17 protein-coding genes are annotated in these 20587 nt (G+C 72.0%); 14 read left to right on the top strand and 3 right to left on the bottom strand.

Going from position 1 to position 20587, the window contains the following annotated elements; translation table 11 throughout:
• The first annotated feature begins 2 nt into the window (after positions 1 to 2).
• The 8 genes from ACIQTO_RS11020 (at position 3) to ACIQTO_RS10985 (ending at position 7162) form a co-directional block, all read left to right on the top strand.
• Positions 3 to 962, top strand: a complete 960-nt coding sequence (locus ACIQTO_RS11020) for a 3-oxoacyl-[acyl-carrier-protein] synthase III C-terminal domain-containing protein (RefSeq protein ID WP_402385913.1) — start codon at positions 3 to 5, stop codon at positions 960 to 962.
• Positions 959 to 2326 (top strand): ATP-grasp domain-containing protein, encoded by a 1368-nt coding sequence (locus ACIQTO_RS11015; RefSeq protein ID WP_402385910.1) that lies wholly within the window; start codon positions 959 to 961, stop codon positions 2324 to 2326. The genes ACIQTO_RS11020 and ACIQTO_RS11015 overlap by 4 nt, the downstream gene beginning before the upstream one ends.
• Positions 2323 to 3597: a type III PLP-dependent enzyme gene (locus ACIQTO_RS11010; RefSeq protein ID WP_402385907.1), complete on the top strand. Its 1275-nt coding sequence runs from the start codon at positions 2323 to 2325 to the stop codon at positions 3595 to 3597. The genes ACIQTO_RS11015 and ACIQTO_RS11010 overlap by 4 nt, the downstream gene beginning before the upstream one ends.
• 157 nt (positions 3598 to 3754) lie before the next feature.
• Entirely contained in the window at positions 3755 to 4009 is a 255-nt protein-coding gene (locus ACIQTO_RS11005) for a phosphopantetheine-binding protein (RefSeq protein ID WP_402385905.1), read from the top strand.
• Positions 4010 to 4020: 11 nt separating this feature from the next.
• On the top strand, positions 4021 to 4866 hold the full coding sequence (locus ACIQTO_RS11000) for a hypothetical protein (RefSeq protein WP_402385902.1): 846 nt from the start codon (positions 4021 to 4023) through the stop codon (positions 4864 to 4866).
• Positions 4866 to 5501, top strand: a complete 636-nt coding sequence (locus ACIQTO_RS10995; protein WP_402385899.1) for a hypothetical protein — start codon at positions 4866 to 4868, stop codon at positions 5499 to 5501. Before ACIQTO_RS11000 ends, ACIQTO_RS10995 begins: the two co-directional genes overlap by 1 nt.
• Positions 5494 to 6654: an acyl-CoA dehydrogenase family protein gene (locus tag ACIQTO_RS10990; RefSeq protein WP_402385896.1), complete on the top strand. Its 1161-nt coding sequence runs from the start codon at positions 5494 to 5496 to the stop codon at positions 6652 to 6654. Before ACIQTO_RS10995 ends, ACIQTO_RS10990 begins: the two co-directional genes overlap by 8 nt.
• 85 nt (positions 6655 to 6739) lie before the next feature.
• The gene (locus ACIQTO_RS10985; RefSeq protein ID WP_402385893.1) at positions 6740 to 7162 is read left to right on the top strand and encodes a holo-ACP synthase; all 423 of its coding nucleotides are present in this window, start codon (positions 6740 to 6742) and stop codon (positions 7160 to 7162) included.
• Positions 7163 to 7280: 118 nt separating this feature from the next.
• Here the strand turns inward: ACIQTO_RS10985 and ACIQTO_RS10980 are convergent, their stop codons facing one another.
• Positions 7281 to 7820, bottom strand: a complete 540-nt coding sequence (locus ACIQTO_RS10980) for a TetR/AcrR family transcriptional regulator (RefSeq protein ID WP_402385890.1) — start codon at positions 7818 to 7820, stop codon at positions 7281 to 7283.
• Positions 7821 to 7950: 130 nt separating this feature from the next.
• On the opposite strand from ACIQTO_RS10980, the gene ACIQTO_RS10975 reads away from it, so the two are divergent.
• Both ACIQTO_RS10975 and asnB read left to right on the top strand, forming a co-directional pair.
• Positions 7951 to 9174: an MFS transporter gene (locus ACIQTO_RS10975; RefSeq protein ID WP_402385887.1), complete on the top strand. Its 1224-nt coding sequence runs from the start codon at positions 7951 to 7953 to the stop codon at positions 9172 to 9174.
• A 36-nt stretch (positions 9175 to 9210) separates the two neighbouring features.
• Positions 9211 to 11085, top strand: coding sequence for an asparagine synthase (glutamine-hydrolyzing) (asnB, locus tag ACIQTO_RS10970; protein WP_402385885.1), 1875 nt, complete (start codon positions 9211 to 9213; stop codon positions 11083 to 11085).
• Between the two features lie 525 nt (positions 11086 to 11610).
• On the opposite strand, the gene ACIQTO_RS10965 is transcribed toward asnB, so the two are convergent.
• Positions 11611 to 14160, bottom strand: coding sequence for a collagenase (locus tag ACIQTO_RS10965; RefSeq protein ID WP_402385882.1), 2550 nt, complete (start codon positions 14158 to 14160; stop codon positions 11611 to 11613).
• Between the two features lie 798 nt (positions 14161 to 14958).
• On the opposite strand from ACIQTO_RS10965, the gene ACIQTO_RS10960 reads away from it, so the two are divergent.
• The gene (locus tag ACIQTO_RS10960; RefSeq protein ID WP_402385879.1) at positions 14959 to 15876 is read left to right on the top strand and encodes a glutaminase; all 918 of its coding nucleotides are present in this window, start codon (positions 14959 to 14961) and stop codon (positions 15874 to 15876) included.
• On the opposite strand, the gene ACIQTO_RS10955 is transcribed toward ACIQTO_RS10960, so the two are convergent.
• Complete coding sequence (locus ACIQTO_RS10955) at positions 15845 to 16684, bottom strand: hypothetical protein (RefSeq protein ID WP_402385876.1); 840 nt, start codon at positions 16682 to 16684, stop codon at positions 15845 to 15847. The genes ACIQTO_RS10960 and ACIQTO_RS10955 overlap by 32 nt on opposite strands.
• Before the next feature lie 728 nt (positions 16685 to 17412).
• On the opposite strand from ACIQTO_RS10955, the gene ACIQTO_RS10950 reads away from it, so the two are divergent.
• Genes ACIQTO_RS10950 through ACIQTO_RS10940 form a run of 3 tightly spaced genes read left to right on the top strand, consistent with a single transcriptional unit; the run spans position 17413 to position 20475 of the window.
• Positions 17413 to 18723: a cation:proton antiporter gene (locus ACIQTO_RS10950; RefSeq protein ID WP_402385873.1), complete on the top strand. Its 1311-nt coding sequence runs from the start codon at positions 17413 to 17415 to the stop codon at positions 18721 to 18723.
• Positions 18710 to 19180, top strand: coding sequence for a CBS domain-containing protein (locus ACIQTO_RS10945; RefSeq protein ID WP_402385871.1), 471 nt, complete (start codon positions 18710 to 18712; stop codon positions 19178 to 19180). The genes ACIQTO_RS10950 and ACIQTO_RS10945 overlap by 14 nt, the downstream gene beginning before the upstream one ends.
• Complete coding sequence (locus tag ACIQTO_RS10940; protein WP_402385868.1) at positions 19177 to 20475, top strand: SLC13 family permease; 1299 nt, start codon at positions 19177 to 19179, stop codon at positions 20473 to 20475. The genes ACIQTO_RS10945 and ACIQTO_RS10940 overlap by 4 nt, the downstream gene beginning before the upstream one ends.
• The last annotated feature ends 112 nt before the right edge of the window (positions 20476 to 20587 follow it).

Raw genomic sequence — 20587 nt, 5'->3', positions numbered from 1 at the left:
GGATGAGTGGCGTGACCACACTGGAGCGGATCGAGTCGTTCCTCCCCGAACGGAGCGTGCGGATCGACGACCTCGCCGAAAGCCTGGGGCTGCGCCGCGCCGAGGTGGGCGTGTTCCGGAAGATCTACGGCCTCGACCGGCTGCGGTTCGACCCCGGCACCGGCCTCTTCGACCTGGTGCTTCCCGCGGCCCGCCGGGCCCTGGCGGCACTTCCCGAAGGACGGCGGGTCGACTACGTCATCTACGCCCACACCATGCAGACGCTCGCCCCGCCGCACATCGACGCCGCCCGGGTCATCCGGGCGAAGCTGGGGCTGCACGACGCCGAGGCGTTCGCCCTCACCCAGCAGGCGTGCGTCAGCAGCCTCGGTGCCATCGACCTGGCCGGCGAGCTGCTGCGGGCCGAGGCGCCCGAGGGCGCGTACGCGCTGATGGTGACCGGGGAGCGGGCGTACTCCCCGAAGGTCCAGCTGATCCCGAACAGCGCGGTCATGGCGGACGCGGCCTCCGCCTGCCTGCTGACCGTCGGCGGCCCCGGCGACGAGGTGCGCTCGTACCTGACCCGCACCCTCGGCGCGTACGCGGCGGGCCTGGAGATGACCCCGCAGGAGATCAACGGCTTCGGCCACGAGTACGCCACTGTGCTCGGCGAGGTCATCGAGGAGTCCGTCCGCCGGGCCGGCCTGACCTTCGCCGAGATCGACATGGTCGTCCCGCACAACGTCAACGCCGTCTCCTGGCGCCACACGATCAAGCGGATGGGCGCCGACCCGGACCGCTTCTTCCTGGACAACATCCCGCTCTACAGCCACTGCTACGCCTCGGACGTCTTCCTCAACTACACCACCCTGCGCGAGCAGGGCCGGCTGGTCGACGGCGGCCACTACGTCCTGGTCTCGGTCGGCCTGGGCGCCACCTTCGGCGCCATGGTCATCACCCACCGCGAGGGAGGCACCCGATGACCGGCACCGCCTACACGGCGGACCTCAAGGAGGCACTCACCGGCGACCGCGAGGCGCGGTTCGTCTGGCTCTGCAACTTCGAGGTGGAGAACCAGTGGGCGCACGGCCACACCGGGCTCCCGGCGGCGCGGATCACCACCACCGCCGCGACCGTGCAGCGGATGGAGGAGCTCGGTGCCCTGCTCGCCGAGCCGACCGACCATCTGCTGCTCGACCGCCCGCTGGACCCCGGCTACCGCGCGTACACGGAGAAGACCGGGCTCGGCGCGCCCACCGAACTGATCACCCGGGCACCGGCCGGCGAGGGCGGCACCAGCCGGGCCGTCCTCGACTCCCCGGAGCTGCTGGACCGGCTGCGGGTGCTCGCGGGCGGCGGCGCCTACCTGATGCCGATGGGCAACTCCCCCCTGGAGCAGGAGATCTGCCGGCGGACCGGGCTGCGCCCCGCGGTGCCCGACCCGGCGACCTCGGCGCGGGTCAACAGCAAGTTGTACAGCCGCCGGCTGACCGAGGAGCTCGGCCTGCGGGCCATTCCCGGCTTCGGCTGCGAGACCGTGGGCGAGCTCCACCGGGCGCTCGACGCGTCGCTGGGCGACGGCGGGCCGGTGATCGTCAAGGACGCCTACGGCGTCTCCGGCAAGGGCCTGATCGTGCTCGACAGCCGCAAGAAGGCCGACCGGCTGCTGCGCATGGTCGACCGCCGCGCGCAGAACAGCGGCGACGACGCGATCCACGTCGTCGTCGAGCGGTTCCTGCCCAAGCGGTTCGACCTCAACTACCAGTTCACCATCGCCCGGGGCGGGCGGGTGAGGTTCGACTTCGCGAAGGAGGCCCTGACCTCCGGTGGCGTCCACCTCGGGCACGTCATGCCCGCCGCGCTCTCGCCCGCCCAGCACGAGAGCCTCGTCGCCGCCGCCGAACGGTTGGGTGCCCGGCTCTTCGAGGACGGCTTCTTCGGCGTGGTCGGCGTGGACGCGCTGCTCGGGCAGGACGACCTGGTGTACCCCGTCCTGGAGATCAACGCCCGCCTGAACATGTCCAGTTACCAGGGGCAGGTCACCGAGCGCTTCCTCGCCCCGGGCGGGGCCGCGCTGGCGAAGCACTACCCGCTGCGGATCTCCGCCCCGGTCTCCTTCGACGAGGTGGCCCACGTACTCGGGGACCTCGCCCGGCCGCCCGTCGACGGCACCGGGCTGGTCGTCACCTGCTTCGGCACGGTCAACGCGCAGGCCGGCACCTCGCTCCCGTTCGACGGCCGGCTCTACACCCTGCTCCTCGCCGCAGACCGGGACGGCCTCGGCGACCTCGACCGCCGGATCACCGAGGCGCTCCACCGCCTCGGCACCACCGAAAGGACGCCATGAACACCACCGAACTGAGGGTGCAGGGGGTACCGGTCTCGCAGATCGCCGAGCAGTTCGGCACCCCGCTGTTCGTCTACGACGCCGAGGTCCTGCGCACCGTCTACCAGTCGCTGCGCGAGGGGCTCCACCCGGCGGTGGACGTCTTCCTCTCGCTCAAGGCCAACCCCAACGTCGCCGTCTGCGGCTACCTCGGCTCGCTCGGCGCCGGCGCCGAGATTTCCTCCCTGGTCGAGCTGATGACCGTCCAGCGGGCCGGCATCGCGCCGGAGAACGTGATCTTCCTGGGGCCGGGCAAGACCCGCGCCGAGCTGGAGGCGTGCGTCGCGGCGAACCTGCACGCCGTCGTCTGCGAGTCGCTGGACGAGCTGCGCCTCCTGGAGGAGATCGCCGAACAGGCCGGGCGGGAGGAGGTACCGGTCCTGCTCCGGGTCAACCCCGACTTCCACACCAAGGGCTCGGGCCTCGCCATGAGCGGCAAACCGCGCCAGTTCGGCATCGACGCGGAACTGCTGCGCCGCTCCCGCCCGGTGATCGACGCACTGCGCCGGGTCCGGGTCCGCGGCTTCCACGCCTACATGGGCACCCGGTTCCTGAACGCCGACGACCTGGTGCACAACACCCGGCAGATCCTGGCGATCGCCGAGGAGCTGTCGCGGACGCTCGGCATCCCGCTGGAGACCGTCGACTTCGGCGGCGGCTTCGGCGTCGCCTACTTCGACAACGAGAAGGACCTCGACCTGGGGGCCGTCGTCGCCGGCATCAACGAGGTCGTCGAGCCCTTCGTCCGGGCGCACCCCGGCTGCCGGCTGATCAACGAGCTCGGCCGCTACCTGACCGCGCAGGCCGGCACGTACGTGGTGCGCGCGCTGTACGTGAAGGAGTCCCTGGGCGAACGCTTCGTGGTCGCCGACGGCGGCACCAACCACCACATGGCGGCGGTCGGCGTCGGCAGCTTCGTCAAGCGCAACTTCCCGATCCGCTCGCTGACCAGGTACCAGGACGAGCCCAGCGACACGTACACCGTCACCGGGCCGCTCTGCACGCCCAACGACGTCATCGGGAAGAAGGTCGCCCTGCCGCCGGTCGAGGCCGGCGACCTGCTGGGCGTCGAGCGCTCGGGCGCCTACGGGCCGACCGCCTCCCCCGGGCTCTTCCTCAGCCACGGATTCCCCGCCGAGGTACTGGTCCACAACGGTGCCGCGCACCTGGTCCGGGAGCGGGACCGCCGCGAGGAGATCCTCGCCAAGCAGCACCTCGTCGACTTCGACTGACCGGTCGGCGGGCCGTTCCCGCCGGCTGCCCGTCCCGGAGTTCCGCCCCGCGCGGGGCGAGAGGTCCCCGACGGCGCGCCGGGCCCCGACCGCGTGACAAAGCCCCCGACAGCCCCGACAGTCCTGACAGCCCCGGCACAGAGGAGTGAACCGGCACATGGAACGTCAGAACGTGGTGTCCGCGGTGGAGGCCGCTCTCAGCGAGGTCCTGGAACGTGCCGTCACCGGCCTCACCGAGGACGCCCGGCTCTTCGAGGACCTGCACCTGGACTCCACCTCCGTCCTGGAACTGCTGATGGTCCTGGAGGACACGGTCGAGATCTCGGTGGACCCGGAGGCCCTGGACATGGACGACTTCAAGTCGGTGGGCACCCTCACCGACTACGTCCTGGCCCAGGCCGACGGGGCATGAGGGAGACCGCGATGTCCACCAACCTCCAGGCCGCCGGCGCGGTGCTCTCCCCGCCGCGCCGCCCGTACGACGAGGACCCGGCGACGCTCTCCTACTACCGCGACCTGGTCGAGCCCTTCGGCCTGGAGGTGGCGCAGGACCTGCTGCGCTCCGCGCCGAACGTCACCCACCGCGACCTGGTCGACCGGCTCGCGGCGATCGAGGGCATCCGGGACAGCGCGCCGGACCTGGTGATCGTGGCGCAGGCGCTGCCCGACGTGACACCGTTCGTCGCCATCGCGCCCTACCTCGACCGGCTGCTCGGCGGCGGGTCCGCCAACAACCTCGGCATCGGCCAGCAGGGCCTGGCCGCACCGTTCACCGCGCTGCGGGTCGTCTCCGCCTTCCAGCGGGCCGGCCGCAGCCGCACGGCGGTGCTCGCCGTCCTCGAACAGACCACCCTGCCGACCCGGTTCCCGCTGGTCCACGACAACGGCCTGGTCGACTCCGGGGTGGCGCTGGTCCTCGGCACCACCGGCGGACCCCGGGTGGCGGGGGTCGAGACGATCCCCGCCACCGAGTCGCCCCTCGACCGCCTCGGGGAGCTGGCCGCCAAGGACCCGGCGGGCACGCTGGTGGTCACCGGGCCCTGGTTCGACCAGCACGGGCTGGACCAGGACACCCCCCGGCACCGGGTGGAGCCCGGCAGCTACTGCACCAGCGTCTGGCTGGCGCTGGCCCGGAACTGGCGCTCCTGGCAGCACCGGTACACCACGGTGCTGCTCTGCGACACCGACCCGCGCTCCGGCGAGAGCCACCTGGCCGTACTGTCCTCGGACTCCGCCGAGCCCGGGGCCTCCGGCGGGGGAGCGCTCTGATGCCGCCGGTGGACACCCCGCGCGGGACGGCGCCCGCCGGCACCGACGGCGCCGGGGCCGCGGCGGCCCTGCGGGACTTCGCCGCCGCGCTCGACGCCTGCCACGAGCTGGCAGGCCCGGGCGCGCTGGTCAGCTCGTCCGGCGGCTGGGCCGTCGCCTCGGCCGGGCGCCTGCCGGAGGGCGCCCCCGTGCCGGGCGGCTCCGACGTGCTCGCCGCGACCGGCTCCGGGGTGCCGTCGCCGGACCGGGCCCGGGAGCTGTTCGCCGACGGGCTGCTCCGGCTCCACCGGGAGCTGCTCCGCGGGCTGCTCGACGCCGTCGTGGTCCGGCTCGGCGACCGCACCTCGGAGGGCGCCAACCTGCTCAACCGCCAGCTGGTGCGGAGCGCGGTGGCCGACGTCGCGCTGGCCCTCACCGAGGCGGCCGACCTGCTGGCGATCCCCGACCGCACCGCCGCGCGCCGCCACCGGATCCACCGCGGACTGGTGGACGCGGGCCGTGTCGCGATCAAGCTGTACGGCGCGAGCGGCTTCGTGGCCGACGGCCCCGGCCGGCTGCTGTACCTCGCCGAGCTGCTGGGCAACACCTACCTCCTGCCGGACCGCCGAGAACGAGACGAGGACGGGAATGAGTGAGCCGGAGCCGCACCGGACAGCCGCGCTCAGGGCCCACATCCGGGAGTGCGCGGGAGAGCTGCGCGGGATCGGTCTGGAGATCGACCGCGACCCGGAGGCGATCGACCGCTGGCTGCACCTCCCCGTGGTGGACATCATGCGCAAGGCCACCGTCCCGGTGGAGTACCTGGAGCGGCCCCTGCGCATCGACGGACACACCTACGACATGAGCTCGTGCCTCGAACACGCCATCGCCATAGAGGAGTTGAGCTACGGGGACGCGGGCTTCATGCTCTCCTGTCCCGGCCCGCTGATGTCCGGTGTGGCGGTCGCCGCGCTGGGTGACGACAAGCAGCGGCAGGCCTACTACGAGCGCGTGGCGGCCCCCGGGTCGACCTGGACCTTCTTCGGACTGACCGAGCCCCACAAGGGGTCCGCCGCCGCCGAACTGGAGACGGCGCTCACCCCGGACGGGGACGGTTTCCGGCTGAACGGCGCCAAGCGCTACGTGGGCAACGCCGCCTTCGCCCAGCTGGGCGTGGTGTTCTGCCGCCGGGCACCGGGACCGCTCGGCATCGAGGCGGTGCTGCTGGACACCACGGCGCCGGGCCTGCGGGCCGAGCTGATCCCGACCATCGGGCTGCGCGGCGCGCGGATCTCCGCGATCCGGTTCGAGGACGTGCGGGTCGAGCGCGAGCAGATCCTCGGCTACGAGACGCTCAAGCCCAGCCGGCGCGGGCTGGTCGGCGCCATCCGGACCTTGCAGCGGTTCCGTCCGGTGCTCGCCGGGACGGCGCTGGGGCTGGTCCGCGCGGTGCTGGAGCACGTGCGGGAGGAGCGCCCGGGGCTCACCGGTACGGCCCGGTTGCGGCTGGACGAGCTGGTGGACGCCCTTGCCGCGCTGCGGCACCGGAACTACGAGGTCGCCGCCGCGATCGACGCGGGCCAGGCGCGTGCGGACCGGATCGCCGGGGTCAAGACGCGCGCCGCCGAACTCGCCGAGCGCAGCACCCTGGCCGCCGCCGAACTGCTGGGCCCGGGCGCCCTGCTGGCGGATCCGCTGCTCGACAAGCTGTACCGGGACGCGCGGGCCTTCGAGTTCATGGAGGGCACCGGGCACATCCAGCGGCTGGCCGTCTTCCAGGGCGTGCTCAAGGGCACGTTCCTCCGGTGAGCCCGGTCCGCGCGAGCGCCGTACCGGCCCTGCCCGCCGTCCGGGCCGGGTCCGTCCGGCCGCCTCGGCCGGGGGTGCGCTGACCGTGTGGATCGGTGTCGACGTCCTCCAGGAGGGCGAGCTGGCGGCGCTGCTCGGCCGGCCCTGGTTCCGGGCGTACGCCTACGCGCCGGCGGAGCTGGAGATCGCGGACTCCTACGGGGCCGAGCGGGCCCGGGAGTTCCTCACCGGCCGGTTCGCCGCCAAGGAGGCCGTGCTGAAGGTGATCGGCACGGGCTTCGGCGGGGGAGTGACCCCCCGGCAGGTGGCCGTCCTGCGCGCCGACGGCGGGGCGCCGGTGGTCCGGCTCGGCGGCCCGGCCGCGCTGCGGGCCCGGGAGCGCGGCATCGCGGGCATCGGGGTCTCGATCACGCACAAGCGCGGTCTGGTCATCGCCGCCGCCATCGGGGCACCGGACCGGGCCGCGGCCGACCCGCCGCCGCCGGCCCGGGCCGGGTACCGGCCGTGACCGACGAAACGGACCGTGCGAGGGGGAGAGCCCGTGCCGCGACCGTCGCGACCGCCGGAGGCGTCGCCCGCCCGACCGTGGTGGGGCCGCGCCGGTCCGCCCGGGCCGGGTGCGGCGTTCAGTCGAGGAGCCGCTCCGCCATTCGGCGGGCCAGCAGGGCCGGCCCGGCGTCGCGCTCGCGCATCGCCGTGACGATGGCTCCGTCCATCAGCAGGGCGAACTGCGGGGCGAGCTCGGAGTGCCGGCTGTGCCCGGCGGCTTCGAGCAGGCGGTCGAGGAAGCCGGTCACCGCCTGTTTGTGCGCTGCGGCCAGCCGGTACACCTCGCTGGCGGGGTCGGATATCTCCGCCATGGCGTTGATGAACGCGCAGCCGTGGAAGTTGACGTCCGTCGCCCCCTCCGCGAGGGCGTCGAAGACCGCCAGTGGTCCGCCCCCGTGGGCGTCCACGGCGTCTTCGAGCCAGGCGCGCCAGCTCTGGTCCCGACGGGTCAGGACGGCCGCCACCAGGGCGTCCTTACCGGAGAAGTGCCGGTAGAAGGAGGCCCGCCCGACCCCGGAGACGGCCAGCAGTCTCTCCACGCCGACGGCGTGGATCCCCTCGGCGTAGAAGAGCTCCTCCGCGGTCTGGAGGAGGCGGTCGCGTGCTTGGGTCGCCATGGGTCCACGGTAGCGGATCTTGACCGCAAACGGCACCGAGCGGTACCGTCCTGTTGAATAGAACCGATCGGTACCGAATGAAGGAGGGCCCATGGCCCGGCTGACCGCTCCCGGCACGGGAACAGCGTTAATGGCCGACGAGGACACCGAGGCGGTATCGGCGAGGAATGCGTGGCGAGCCGTCCTGGTGCTCGGCTTCGGCACCTTCGCGCTCGGTACCGACGAGTTCGTGCTCGCCGGGGTGCTGCCCGAGTTCAGTGACTCCCTGGGCGTCTCGATCGCCACCGCCGGCCAGACCGTCACGGTGTTCGCGCTGACCTGCGCCGTGATGTCGCCGGTCCTCGGCACCCTGACCGCCGGCTGGCCCCGCCACCGGGTGCTCAAACTCGCCGTCCTGCTCTACATGGTGGGCGTGATCGCGACCGGGCTCGCCCCGTCCTTCGCGGTCGTCCTGGTGGCGCAGATGATCGCCGCGGCGGGCGCCGGCCTGTACATCCCGGCGGCCAGCGTCACGGCCGCCAGCCTGGTCGAACCCGAACGCCGGGGCCGGGCCATCGCCGCGGTGACCACCGGGCTGACGGCGGCGACGGCCCTGGGCGCGCCGATCGGCACCGTGGTCGGCAGCGTCCTCGGCTGGCGGGCGACGATGTGGTTCATCACGGCGCTGACGGTCCTGGGCCTGCTCGGGGTGCTGGCCCTGGTGCCCCGGGTGTCCGTGCCGGCCCCCGGCGGGCTGCGCCAGCGGCTCGCCCCGCTCCGCGACCGCCGGGTGGTCACCGTGCTCGCGACCACGCTGGTCGCCTTCACCGCCGCGTACATCGTCTACACCTACATGGCCGAGGTGTTCTCCTCGGCGACCGGAGGCAGCGGCGGCAAGCTGGCGATCCTCATGTTCGCCTTCGGCCTGACCGGGACGGTCGGCAACTTCTACGCCGGCGCGCTGGTCGACCGGATCGGTGCCCGGCCGGTGGTGGGCGGCGCCATCGTGCTGCTGGCCCTCAGCCTCGTCGTCCTCCCGCTGACCACCGGCACGTACCCGGCCGCGCTGGTCGTCATCGTGGCGTACGGTGTCGCGGCCTGGGCCATCACGGCCCCCCAGCAGACCCGTCTGATCACCCTCGAACCCGAGTCCGCGCCCCTGCTGATCTCGCTCAACGCGGCCTTCCTCTACCTCGCCATCGCCTTCTCCGGTGTCATCGGGGCGGTCGGCATGAGCTCGATCGGTGCGGACCGGATCAGCTTCATCGGAGCGGGGCTGGCCGTGGTCGCCCTGGGCCTGTCCGAGCTGGCGCACCGGTTGTCCTCGCGTACCCCGGCGGCGGCGGAGCCGTCGGAGGTCGCTACGTACCACTGAAACGCGCTCGATCACTCGACGAAAGGTATGTCCGAGATGTGTGGAATAGTCGGCTGGGTGGACTTCGGTCGCGACCTGACCAGGGAGGGAGCGACCGCGCAGGCCATGACGGACACCATGGCCTGCCGGGGGCCTGACGCCGAAGGCGTCTGGTCGGCCCCGCACGCGATGCTCGGCCACCGCAGGCTCGCGGTGATCGACATCGAGGGCGGCGCCCAGCCGATGATCACTCCGGAGACAGGTCCGGACGGCCGGCCGCTCGTGGTCCTGAGCTACAGCGGCGAGGTCTACAACTTCCAGGAGATCCGCGAGGAACTGGTCCTGCTCGGCCACCGCTTCCTCACCAGGAGCGACACCGAGGTGGTGCTGCGCTCGTACCTCCAGTGGGGGAGCGAGTTCGTCCACCGGTTCAACGGCATGTTCGGTCTGGCCATCTGGGACACCCGGACGCAGGAACTGCTCCTGGTCCGCGACCGCCTCGGCGTCAAGCCGCTCTTCTACTACCCCGTCGACGGCGGCGTGCTCTTCGGGTCCGAGCCCAAGGCCATCCTCGCCAACCCGCTAAGCACCGCGACGCTCGACCTGGACGGTCTGCGCGATGCCCTCGCCCTCGCCCGGGTGCCCGGCCGTACCCCGTTGAAGAACCTCTACGAGGTGCGGCCGGGCCACATCCTGCGGGTCGGCCGCGACGGGCTGCGCGAGGAGCGCTACTGGTCGCTGGAGACCCGCCCGCACACCGACGACCTCGACACCACCGTCGCCACCGTCCGCGAGCTCATCGAGGACGCGGTGAGCCGGCAGATGGTCTCCGACGTGCCGCTCTGCGCGCTGCTCTCCGGCGGTCTCGACTCCAGCGCCCTCACCGCCTTGGCCCAGCGCTCGCTCGACGCCAAGGACGGCAGCCGGGTCCGCACCTTCTCCGTCGACTTCGTCGGCCTGGCCGGGGAGTTCAAGCCCGAGCAGTTCCGGGACGCGCCGGACGCCCCGTTCGCCGCCGAACTCGTCCGCCACGTCGGCACCGAGCACCGCGAGATCCTCCTCGACACCGCCCAACTCGTCGACCCCGGCGTCCGCGACACCGTGCTGCGGGCCTGGGACCTGCCCTACGGCATCGGCGACCACGACCCCTCGCTCTACCTGCTGTTCAAGGCGGTCCGCGAGAGCTCGACCGTCGCCCTCTCCGGCGAGTCGGCCGACGAGGTCTTCGGTGGCTACCTCTGGTTCCACGACCCGGTGGCCTCGCAGGCCGACACCTTCCCGTGGCACGCCATCAACCGGGTCCCGGTGAGCGAGCAGGCGACCAGCTTCCTCGACCCGGGCCTGGTCAAGTCACTCAACCTGGCCGAGTACGTCGCCGACGAGTACCGCACGGCCGTCGGCCAGGTCACCCACCTGCCCGGGGACAGCGGCCTCGAACGGCGGATGCGCGTCGCCAGCCACCTCAACATCACCCGGTTCCTCCAGATGATGCTCGACCGCAAGGACCGGATGAGCATGGCGACCGGCTTGGAGGTCCGGGTGCCGTTCTGCGACCACCGGCTCGTCGAGTACGTCTACAACACCCCTTGGGCGTTCAAGACGTTCGACGGGCGGGAGAAGAGCCTGCTGCGCCACGCCACCAAGGACCTGCTGCCGCCGTCGATCGCGCAGCGCCGGAAGGCCCCCTACCCCTCGACCCAGGACCTCGGCTACGACCGGGCCATCAACCGCGAGCTCGCCCGGATCACCGCCGACCGGGACGCCCCGGCGCGGCCGCTGCTGAACCTCGACGCCGTCCGGTCCCACCTCGCCACGCCGGTCGAGAACGCCTACTCCATGATGCAACGATCGGTCTACACGGAGCCCCCGGTCCGGTTGGACGCCTGGCTCAAGCTCCACGACGTCCGGCTCGACGGCCTCCTGACCGCCTGACACCGGTACTCGACCGGCCCGCCGGAGCGCCGCCGGGACTGTCGTGGCTGTCGGGACTCCAGCTCAGTCCCGTCATCGGTGGTGGCGCCGTGCGGTGAGGGCGTGGTGGCGCGCTTGGCCGCGGGGGTCAAGGCGTCGCAGGCGCACATCCTGCCACCGCGACCGTGAAGTCGGCGGTGAGAGCGGGTACTTGGGAAACCAGGTGCCCGCTCTCTCCTGGTGTGTGGGCGGGCTTCGGTTCCCCGTGGTCCCCACGCCGCTCCCGGGGTAGTCGCTGCCTCTTGTGGCGGGGGCTGCTGTGCGGAGTGCCCTTCGATCTCCAGCGTCGGCGTCACGAATACCCTGCCCGGGAGCAGCGTCAGTGGCCGGGCCGGGCCGGGCCGGGCAGGCGGCGGCAGGCGGCGTTGCGGCCCTTGGTGTTGCAGGACTGCGGCCGGCGGCCCCGCCGCGGGCCGGGTAAGCGGGTGGGCCGCCCCGGTGCGGGGCGGCCCACCACTGATTCAGGGTGTTCGTGTGGGGGGGCGTTCAGTACTGCACGGAGATGCTGACTCCGGTGAAGGCCTGCTGGGCGTGGAGGCCGAAGTAGACGTATCCGGCGGGCGGGTTGTCGATGGTCAGGGTCTCGGTGTTGCCGGCCTGGGTGGACTTGCTGGTGTAGGCGTCGGGGGCGGTCCAGGTGCGGGAGTTGTAGTACAGGTCGGCGTTGCCGGTGCCGCCGGTGGTGGTGATCTTCAGCTGCTTGGTGCCGGCGGGGACGTTCAGGTAGTGGTGGGAGATGTTGCCGGTGGTGGCGCTCAGGCCGGCGCGGCGGCAGTTCTGGCCGAGCACGCTCACGTTGCTCCCGGCGCACAGGGGCAGCAGGCCGACGTCGACCTGCCGGCTGGTGGTGGCGGTGGCGCCCTTGTCGTCGGTGACGGTCAGGGTGGCGGTGTAGGAGCCGGCTGTGCCGTAGGTCTTGACCGGGGCGGCCTCGGTGGACGTGGTGCCGTCACCGAAGTTCCAACTGCGGCTTGCCACGGTGCCGTCGTCGTCGGTGGAGCGGTCGGCGAAGGTGGCGGTGAGACCGCTGACGGCCGTGTCGAAGGCGGCCACCGGGGCCTGGTTGCCGGGCAGCGAAGGCGTGGTGGCGCAGGCGCCGGCCCCGCAGGCGGCCAGCCAGGTCCTGAAGTCGGCGTCGTAGCGGGTGCCGATGGTGGTCTTGAGCAGGGTGCGGGCGCCGGCCCAGTCGCCCGCGCGGTACTTGGCGAGCACGGCGTCCACGTCGGGGCGGTGCTTCTCCATCATGTAGCGCACGGCCAGGTAGCCCCAGCGGTAGGTGCGCTCGGAGTTGGTGTTCTGGTAGGTGGTGTCGAAGAGCGTGGAGAGCGCGTAGGTGCGCAGCTTGGCCGCGTCGATCGCGGCGGTGTAGGGCTGGTCGAGGTAGGAGTAGGAGACGTACTCGGCGAAGCCTTCGATCCACCAGATGGTGGGGGTGGAGACGCCGGCGTAGAAGTCACCGTGCATGTTGAAGCGACCGTCGAGGTAGTGGGTGTACTCGTGGTTGAGGTTCCACACCTGGAAGTCGGGCTTGACGGAGGGGTTCTCGTAGGCGAGGAAGCGGGGCTGGTTGCCGGCGGTGGCGGGGTTGCCCTCCAGGTACATGCCGCCGTTGTTGGTGTCGATGCCGTAGATCGTGGCGGCGAACACCTGATAGTCGAAGCGGGTGTCGAAGACCACGACCTCGATGCTGGTGTTGAGGTCGCCCGCGACCGGGCCCTTGTCGCGGGCGACGGCGTGGAAGTAGGTGTCCTGGGCCAGCAGGCTCGCGCAGGCGGCGGCCAGGTTGTCGGGGGTCACCTGCTGGGCGAGGACGCGGATGCTCGGGCTGCAGGTGTGGGTGGTGGCCAGGATGCCGGCGCGCAGGCGGGCGGCGCCGTCCGCGGTGCCGTACAGCGCGGCGTCGGCCGCGTCGTAGGCGCCGACCATCTCCGCGACGGCCGCCCACAGGTGGGCGGTGCGGCCGCTGGGGGCGCTCTGCGCGGTGAGGCCGCTCAGCAGCGGCTGCAACTTGGGTTGCAGGGACGCGTACTGGAGGAACCGGCCGAGCTCGCGGGCGCCGTTGTAGACGAGGTAGCCGTAGTCGGTGCCGAGCAGCGCGGTGTTCCCGGAGACGAAGCCGTTCAGCGCGTCGAGCACACTGGGGTCGGCCTGGACGGCGGCGGCGAAGCCTGCGGCCTCGTGGCCGCGCCACAGGGTGGTGAAGATGCCGTTGATCGCGCCGGGCATTCCGCTGACGGTGTTGTAGGTCGCGGCGTTGTAGTCGGTGAGGAGGCGCTTGATCACCGGGAGGTAGCGGGTGTTCTCCTGGGCACTGTCGATCAGGGTGATCGACTCGCCGAGGACGGCCGCGTTGGCGGTGGTGACGTCGCGCGAGCGCGCACTGGCGAAGTAGCCGTCCAGGGCGCCGCGGATCGCGGTCCGCAGGCTGGTGCCGTAGGTGCCGACGTCGGTGGGGTGGTACCACTGGACGTAGTAGCCGGCGCGCAGGTACATGACCAACTGGTAGGTGGACGTGGAGTTGTCGCCCGGATAGGAGGCGACGTTGTCGCGCAGCGCGTTGGCGACCGTCACCATCTGCGACTCGCGGAAGGCGTACGAGGCGTCGGTGCCGGTGATGGTGAACAGGGGGCTGATGCAGACGCTGTCGACGGCCTTGATCTGCTGCACCAGCGCGCTGCCGGTGCGGCTGGCGAAGGCGCTGACGGAGCAGTCCGCGGCAGCCGCCTGGGCGGACGCGCCGAACGACTTGGCGGACACCGGTGTGCCCGGCGCCGGGTCGGCCGCGGGGGTGAACGGGGCGCGCTCGCTCGCGGGCACCGTCGCCCCGGTACCGCGCTCGGCCTCGCGGGCGTCGGGGTCGGCCTCGGGCGCGGGTTGCGGGGCGAGGGCGGCGGCAGCCTTCGCCGTCGCCGGTGGTGCCGGGGCGGGAGCGGCCTGGCTGCTCGGGGCGGACAGGCCGAGCGCCAGACAGGACGTCAGCGCCAGGGGCAGCAGCCGCGCGTAGCGCGACAGCCCAGATATTCGGACGGAACTCATGTGGGGGTCTCCGGGCCTACGACGACCGTGTGGGGTGCGGTCGGGTGGAGGAGGACCACTCGACGGGCACACCGGGTTGCGGCACGCCACCGAGCAGCGGGGATGGCATACCATTGCACACATCACACGGCACCGGGAAGATCTCTCACGTGACCGATTGTCCGAGGCTCTCGCCCCGGAGCCCCTTACATCCCCTCCTCGGCAGCCCTGCGAGGGCGGCCGGCTGACGGAGCCTCCGCGCTCGGACACGCCTGCATCCGGGCGCCGAGGACCGGCACCACTCGTCGCCCCGGACGGACCGGTTCGCCCGGGCCCTCACCCTGCCCAGGGGCCCGGCCGGAGGCCGCCGACAACTCCCGGCCAACTCGCGGACCTGCTTACCGCCGACGACTGCCGGCCGTGGTCAAACGGCTCCATGAACAGGACGCTCACCGCCCGTGCGGCGCACCGCCGCCACCAGGGGAAACGTCTGGGAGACCGTCCTGGCGAAACGAACGGCACGGTCGCCTGGTAGTTCCGGCGCATGCACCTCGCGACGGTTCCGTGCAGTGCCGCGATGTCCCCCCGCAGGGCGTTCTCCTGGCCCGGCGACTTCGGGGAGGGTGCGGTGTGGGTCTGGGTGAGGTGATCCGCCATCGGATGTCCGTCCCTTTCCGGTGGTGCAAGGCACCCGAACGTCACCATGGCCGGAAATCGGACCCCTCCTCTCCGCTTCGGGCGCCCTTCCCCCCGTGAGCGCCCCGGCGCATGCTGATGCCGGGCCGGACAACGGCGTCCCGCCCGCGGAGGGGGCCCGGCATGGACTACGAGAACCTGTTCGAACGCATCAACGACGCGGTCCGCCCCGTCCTGACCGAGGGAACCGTCGCCCAGTACATCCCGGCCCTCGCCGCCGTCGACCCCCGCCTGTTCGGCCTCGCGATCGCGGACACCCACACCCGCAGACCGCCGCGCGGCACCGGGCACTGGCGGGTCCCGTTCTCCATCCAGTCCATCTCGAAGGTGTTCACGCTCGCCCTGGTCCTGGCCGCCGACGGCGATTCGCTGTGGACCCGGGTGGGGAAAGAGCCCTCCGGTTCGCCCTTCAACTCCCTCGCCCAGCTGGAGCGGGAGAACGCGATCCCGCGCAACCCGTTCGTCAACGCCGGCGCGCTGGTGACCACCGACCGGCTGCTCACCCTCACCGGGGACTCCCGGGGCACCCTGCGCGAGTTCCTGCGCGCCGAGAGCGGCAACCCGCACATCGACTTCGACGCCCAGGTCGCCTGGAGCGAGAGCCAGCACGGACACCGCAACGCCGCGCTCGCCCACCTGCTGGCCGACCACGGGCGCCTCGACAACCCCGTCCCGGACGTCCTCGACCACTACTTCTGGCAGTGCGCCCTCACCATGAGCTGCCGCGACCTCGCCCTCGCCGCGGGGTTCCTGGCCCGGCACGGCATACGGGCCGACGGCACCAGGCTGCTCTCCCGCAGCGACGCCAAGCGCATCAACGCCGTCATGCTGATCGGCGGCACCTACGACGCCGCGGGCGAGTTCGCCCACCGCGTCGGCCTGCCCGCCAAGAGCGGCATCGGCGGCGGCATCCTCGCCGTCATCCCCGGCCGTGGCACGCTCTGCACCTGGGGGCCCGCCCTCGACAGCCACGGCAACTCGATCGCGGGCATCACCGCACTCGACACCCTCACCACCCACACCGGCTGGTCGATCTTCTGACCGACGACGCAGAGCGTGTCCGAAAGATCGCGTAAGTCCGTGATGTGACAGCGGACGAGTCATGGTGGATAAGGAACCGGTCGCCGCGGTGGCCGAGGACGCGTTGGTCGACGAGGTCGTCGGGCGGTTGATGGACCGCGCCGATGAACCCAGGATCTCCTCGATGTGCGCGGAAACCTCCCCCCAGGTCCTCGGCCGTGCGGGCCGTGTCGCGGAAGGTGTGCAGGACGAGCGCGGCCGTGTGCAGTGCGTCCAGGCCCTTGCCCTGGACCTCCGCGACGATCACGCGCATCCCCTCGGGTGCCTCGAAGGCCTGGCACAGGTCCCCGGCGACCCGCGCTGCCCGGGTCGCCGAGCGGTAGGAGCCCGTCAGGGCGACCGGCCCGAGCCGGGACGGCAGCGGAGGCGCCACCACGTTCTGCACCGCTTCGGCGACCTCCCGCACGTCCACCAGGTCCCGTTCGGCCCGCCGTCGCACCGAACTGACGTAACAGGCGGCGGCGCTGACGACGACGATCCCGCCCAGCGCGATCACCACCCTGGTGTGTCCCAGCAGGTGGTCGATCCCCGCCGCGCCCAGGCACAGGCCGACCGGCAGCGCACCCGTGCCCAGCACCGTGGTCACGGTGCCGCGGGCGGCCGCGAGCGCGGGACCGGCGGAGTAGAAGGGGAGCAGCCCGAACCCGGGGCCGGCCGCCGTCGCGACCACCGCCACCACTCCCGTCACCGTCACCGGCAGCGCCCGGGGCCGACGGTCCGGCCGGCGATCCGCCGGCACCGTACCGGCCACCGCCACGAAGCCACCCACGTGTCGCCGTCCAGCCCAGGACGATCCACCCGCCCCGGCGGCAGCACAACGACTCCCGCTCGCAGGACCAACGACCCGCCCGCACCCGTCCGAAGACCCGTCCGGGCTCGCGAGCCCACATCCGTGGACAGCCGTCCCGGCGGGACGCACCGGCGAGCGTGGCAGGCCCGGGCAACAACCGGCCGAAGCCCCCGCGGCGGTACCGGCCCCGGGCGGCAGGAGATCCGGCGTCGCACCCGCGGCACGTGAACGGTCGCGGCCGGTGCCGGACAGTGCGGGCCAGGCTCGACGAGAGGACCGACCAGGAACGAGGGGACGGTCGCGGCGGTCCACGGCGTGTCCCTCGAACGCCTTCGCGACGGCGTCGATCCCAGCATCGGCGCTCAGCAGCACAAGCGCGCAGGTCCCCTGCGGGTGTGACGGTGTTCGTCGGTCGGCGTTCAGGTTCGGGCGTCGAGCGGAAACAGGAGGTACGGGGTGGTTGCACGGGGTGGGTCCGAGCACGGTGGAGTGTCCTGACGACCAGTCTTCCCGGCTCACCGAGCACTGATGGCAGCTCGCTCCCGGCAGGTCCCGAGTCGAGGCGGCGCGGCGAGCCGTTCTGGACGCCTGACCGCTAAAGGACTGTCAGAGAAGCGTAAAAGTCGTATAAAGTCGCGGGCGGAGTGCCGGGAAGCCTGGTCGGCGAACAAGGGACAGTTCTCTTCGTCGATCCGGGGGTGACTCCTGTGGTGCTCGTTGCCGTTTTCGGGGCCGCATTGCTTGTCGCGGTTCTTCTGTCGGGCCTGGCAGCCCGCTCCGTCCTCTCGACCTCGCTGCTGTTCCTCGCGGCGGGTGCGTTGGTCAGCGACGGATTCCTCGGTCTCATCCACGTCACCCCGGGCAGCCCGATCGTCGCGGTGACAGCGGACCTGGCACTGTTCACGGTGCTGTTCACCGACGGCATGCACGTCTCCTTCGCGTCACTGCGCGGAGCCTGGCGCAACCCCGCACGGGCGCTCGGGCTGGGGATGCCACTGGCATTCGTCGGCATGGCGCTGGTGACGCACTTCCTGGTCGGACTCGACTGGACGACATCGTTCCTGGTCGGCGCGGTGCTGGCGCCGACCGACCCGGTCTTCGCCTCGGCGATCGTGGGCCGCAAGGAGGTTCCGGCGAGGCTGCGGCAACTGCTGAACGTCGAGTCGGGGCTGAACGACGGCCTGGCGCTGCCGGTCGTCCTGGTGCTGATCGCGGCCGCCGGGCCGACCTCCCCGGACTTCGAGGCCTCCCTGCCCACGATCGGGCTGGAACTCGTCGGCGGCCTGGCCCTCGGCGCCGTGCTGCCCGTCCTGGTCGACCTGCTGGTACGGGTGCCCGTACTCGGCGCGGAGGCGAAGCTGCAGCCGCTGCTTCCCCTGGCGACCGGCATCCTCCTCTACGCCGCCTGCCACCTCACCCACGCCAACCCCTACCTCGCCGCATTCTCCGCCGGTGCCGTTCTCGCCTCCGTCTCGCCCGGGTCCAGGCGCACCTTCGAGCCGCTCGGCGAAGCCCTCGCGGAGCTCAGCAAGTTCGCCGCCCTGCTGGTCTTCGGCGCACTGCTGACCCCACGACTCTTCGGCGACCTGTCCGTCGGCGGCTACGTCGCGGTCGCCCTCGCGATCCTGCTGATCCGCCCGGCGTCCCTGCTGATCTCGCTGATCCGCTCCCGCATCGACCGGCGCGAGCAACTGGTCGCCGCCTGGTTCGGGCCCAAGGGCTTCGCCTCGGTGGTGTACGGGCTGCTGGTGCTGCAAGCCGGCATCCCGCAGGGCGAGCAGGCCTACACCCTGATCGCGGTCTGCATCGCCGTGTCGATCGCCGTGCACTCCAGCTCGGACGTCCCGGTCGCCCGTCTCTTCGATGTCGAGGAACCGGTCCTGCCGCCCACCGGGGACGATGGGACCGAGGCAGTGCCCGCCGGCCCGAGCGCGATGCCAGTCACAGTGGACCGGTTCACCGCTGCCCGGGCCACCGCCGACACCCTCGTGAAGGAGCACCCCGATGCGCGCACGTGACCTCGCCGAGCCCTACCCGACCGTCAGCCTGGACGACCAGGCCCTGGACGCCGCCCGCCTCCTCGCGGAGCACCGCCTGCCCGGCGTCCTGGTCGTCGACGGCCCCGGCAGCCCGCGCGCGATCCTGCCCGCCTCCCAACTGGTGCGCCTGCTGGTGCCGGGCTACGTGATGGAGGACCCGACACTGGCCGCCGTCATCGACGAGGCCCACGCCGACCGGCTGTGCGAAGCCCTTACCGGGCTCCGGGTGCGCGACTGCCTGCCCAAGGACGCGCCCGCGCCGACGGTCGCCGACGCCGACGACACCGCCGTCGAGATCGCCGCCCTCATGGCCCGCAACCGCAGCCCGCTCGCCGCGGTCGTCGAACACGCCCCCGGCCGCCGCGGCGGCGGCGGCCGACTGCTCGGTGTCATCACCGCCTCCCACCTGCTCCACCGACTCCTGGGGAACCCGTGACCAACTGGCAGGCCTGGGCGTCGCTCGCGGTCTTCGCGGCCGTCTACGTCCTCATCGTCACCGAATGGGTGCACCGGGTCGGCGCGGCTCTCGGCGGCGCCGGCCTGATGCTCGCCATCGGCGCCACCGACGACGAGGCCGCGTTCTTCTCCACCCACTCCGGCATCGACTGGAACGTCATCTTCCTGCTGATGGGCATGATGATGATCGTCGGCGTGCTCAAGCGCACCGGCGTGTTCGAGTACCTCGCCATCTGGGCGGTCAAACGCGCCCGCGCCAGACCGTTCCGGGTGATGGCCATGCTGATGGTCATCACCGCCGTCGCCTCCGCACTGCTCGACAACGTCACCACCGTGCTGCTCGTCGCCCCCGTGACACTGCTGGTCTGCGACCGCCTCGCCCTGAAGGCGGCGCCGTTCCTGATCGCCGAGGTCTTCGCGTCCAACGTCGGCGGTATCGCCACCCTGGTCGGCGACCCGCCGAACATCATCATCGCCAGCCGCGCCGGAGTCACCTTCAACGACTTCCTGGTCCACCTCGCACCGCTCGCCGTCGTCCTGACGGTCGTGCTGGTGGCGATGTGCCGGTTCCTGTTCCGCCGCTCCTTCGTCTACGACGAGGACCGCGCCGCCGAAGTCCTCTCGCTCAACGAGCGCGAGGCCATCCACGACCCGCGCCTCCTGGTTCAGGGCCTGGTCGTCCTCGGCCTGGTCATCGTCGGCTTCGTCCTCCACCCGGTGGTCCACTACGCGCCGTCGGTGGTCGCCCTGCTCGGCGCCGGCCTGCTGGTCGCGATCTCGAAGGTCGAGGTGAAGGACGTGCTCGGCGAGGTCGAATGGCCCACCCTCGCGTTCTTCGCCGGCCTGTTCATCATGGTCGGGGCGCTCATCGAGACCGGCGTGATCGGGACCGTCTCCACCGCGCTGGCCGACCTCACCGGCGGCGCTCCGCTCGGCTCCACCATGCTCCTGTTGTGGGCCTCCGCCCTGCTCTCGGCGATCGTCGACAACATCCCCTATGTCGCCACCATGGCCCCGATCACCGCGGACCTCGTCCAGACGGTCGGCGACACCCACGGCCACGTCCTGTGGTGGGCCCTGGCCCTGGGTGCCGACCTCGGCGGCAACGCCACGGCCATCGGCGCCTCCGCCAACGTGGTTGTCCTCGGGATCGCCGAACGCAACCGCCAGCCCATCAGCTTCTGGACCTTCACCAAGTACGGCATCCCGGTCACGGCCGTCACCATCGCCATCTCGGCCCTCTACCTGTGGCTCCGCTACTTCGCCCTCGCCTGAGTCAGCAGGCTGAATGCCGGTCGGGTCGCCGTCAGGACTGGAGATACGAGCGGTGACGTCGTGCAGGTCGCGCATCTGATCGAGTGTGATGCCGGGGGCGGCTTCATGCGGC

The sequence above is a fragment of the Kitasatospora sp. NPDC091207 genome (assembly GCF_044768625.1).
Lineage (GTDB): Bacteria > Actinomycetota > Actinomycetes > Streptomycetales > Streptomycetaceae > Kitasatospora.
The sequence above is the reverse complement of the archived record's forward strand: the minus strand, read 5'-3'. Positions and strand labels throughout refer to the sequence as shown.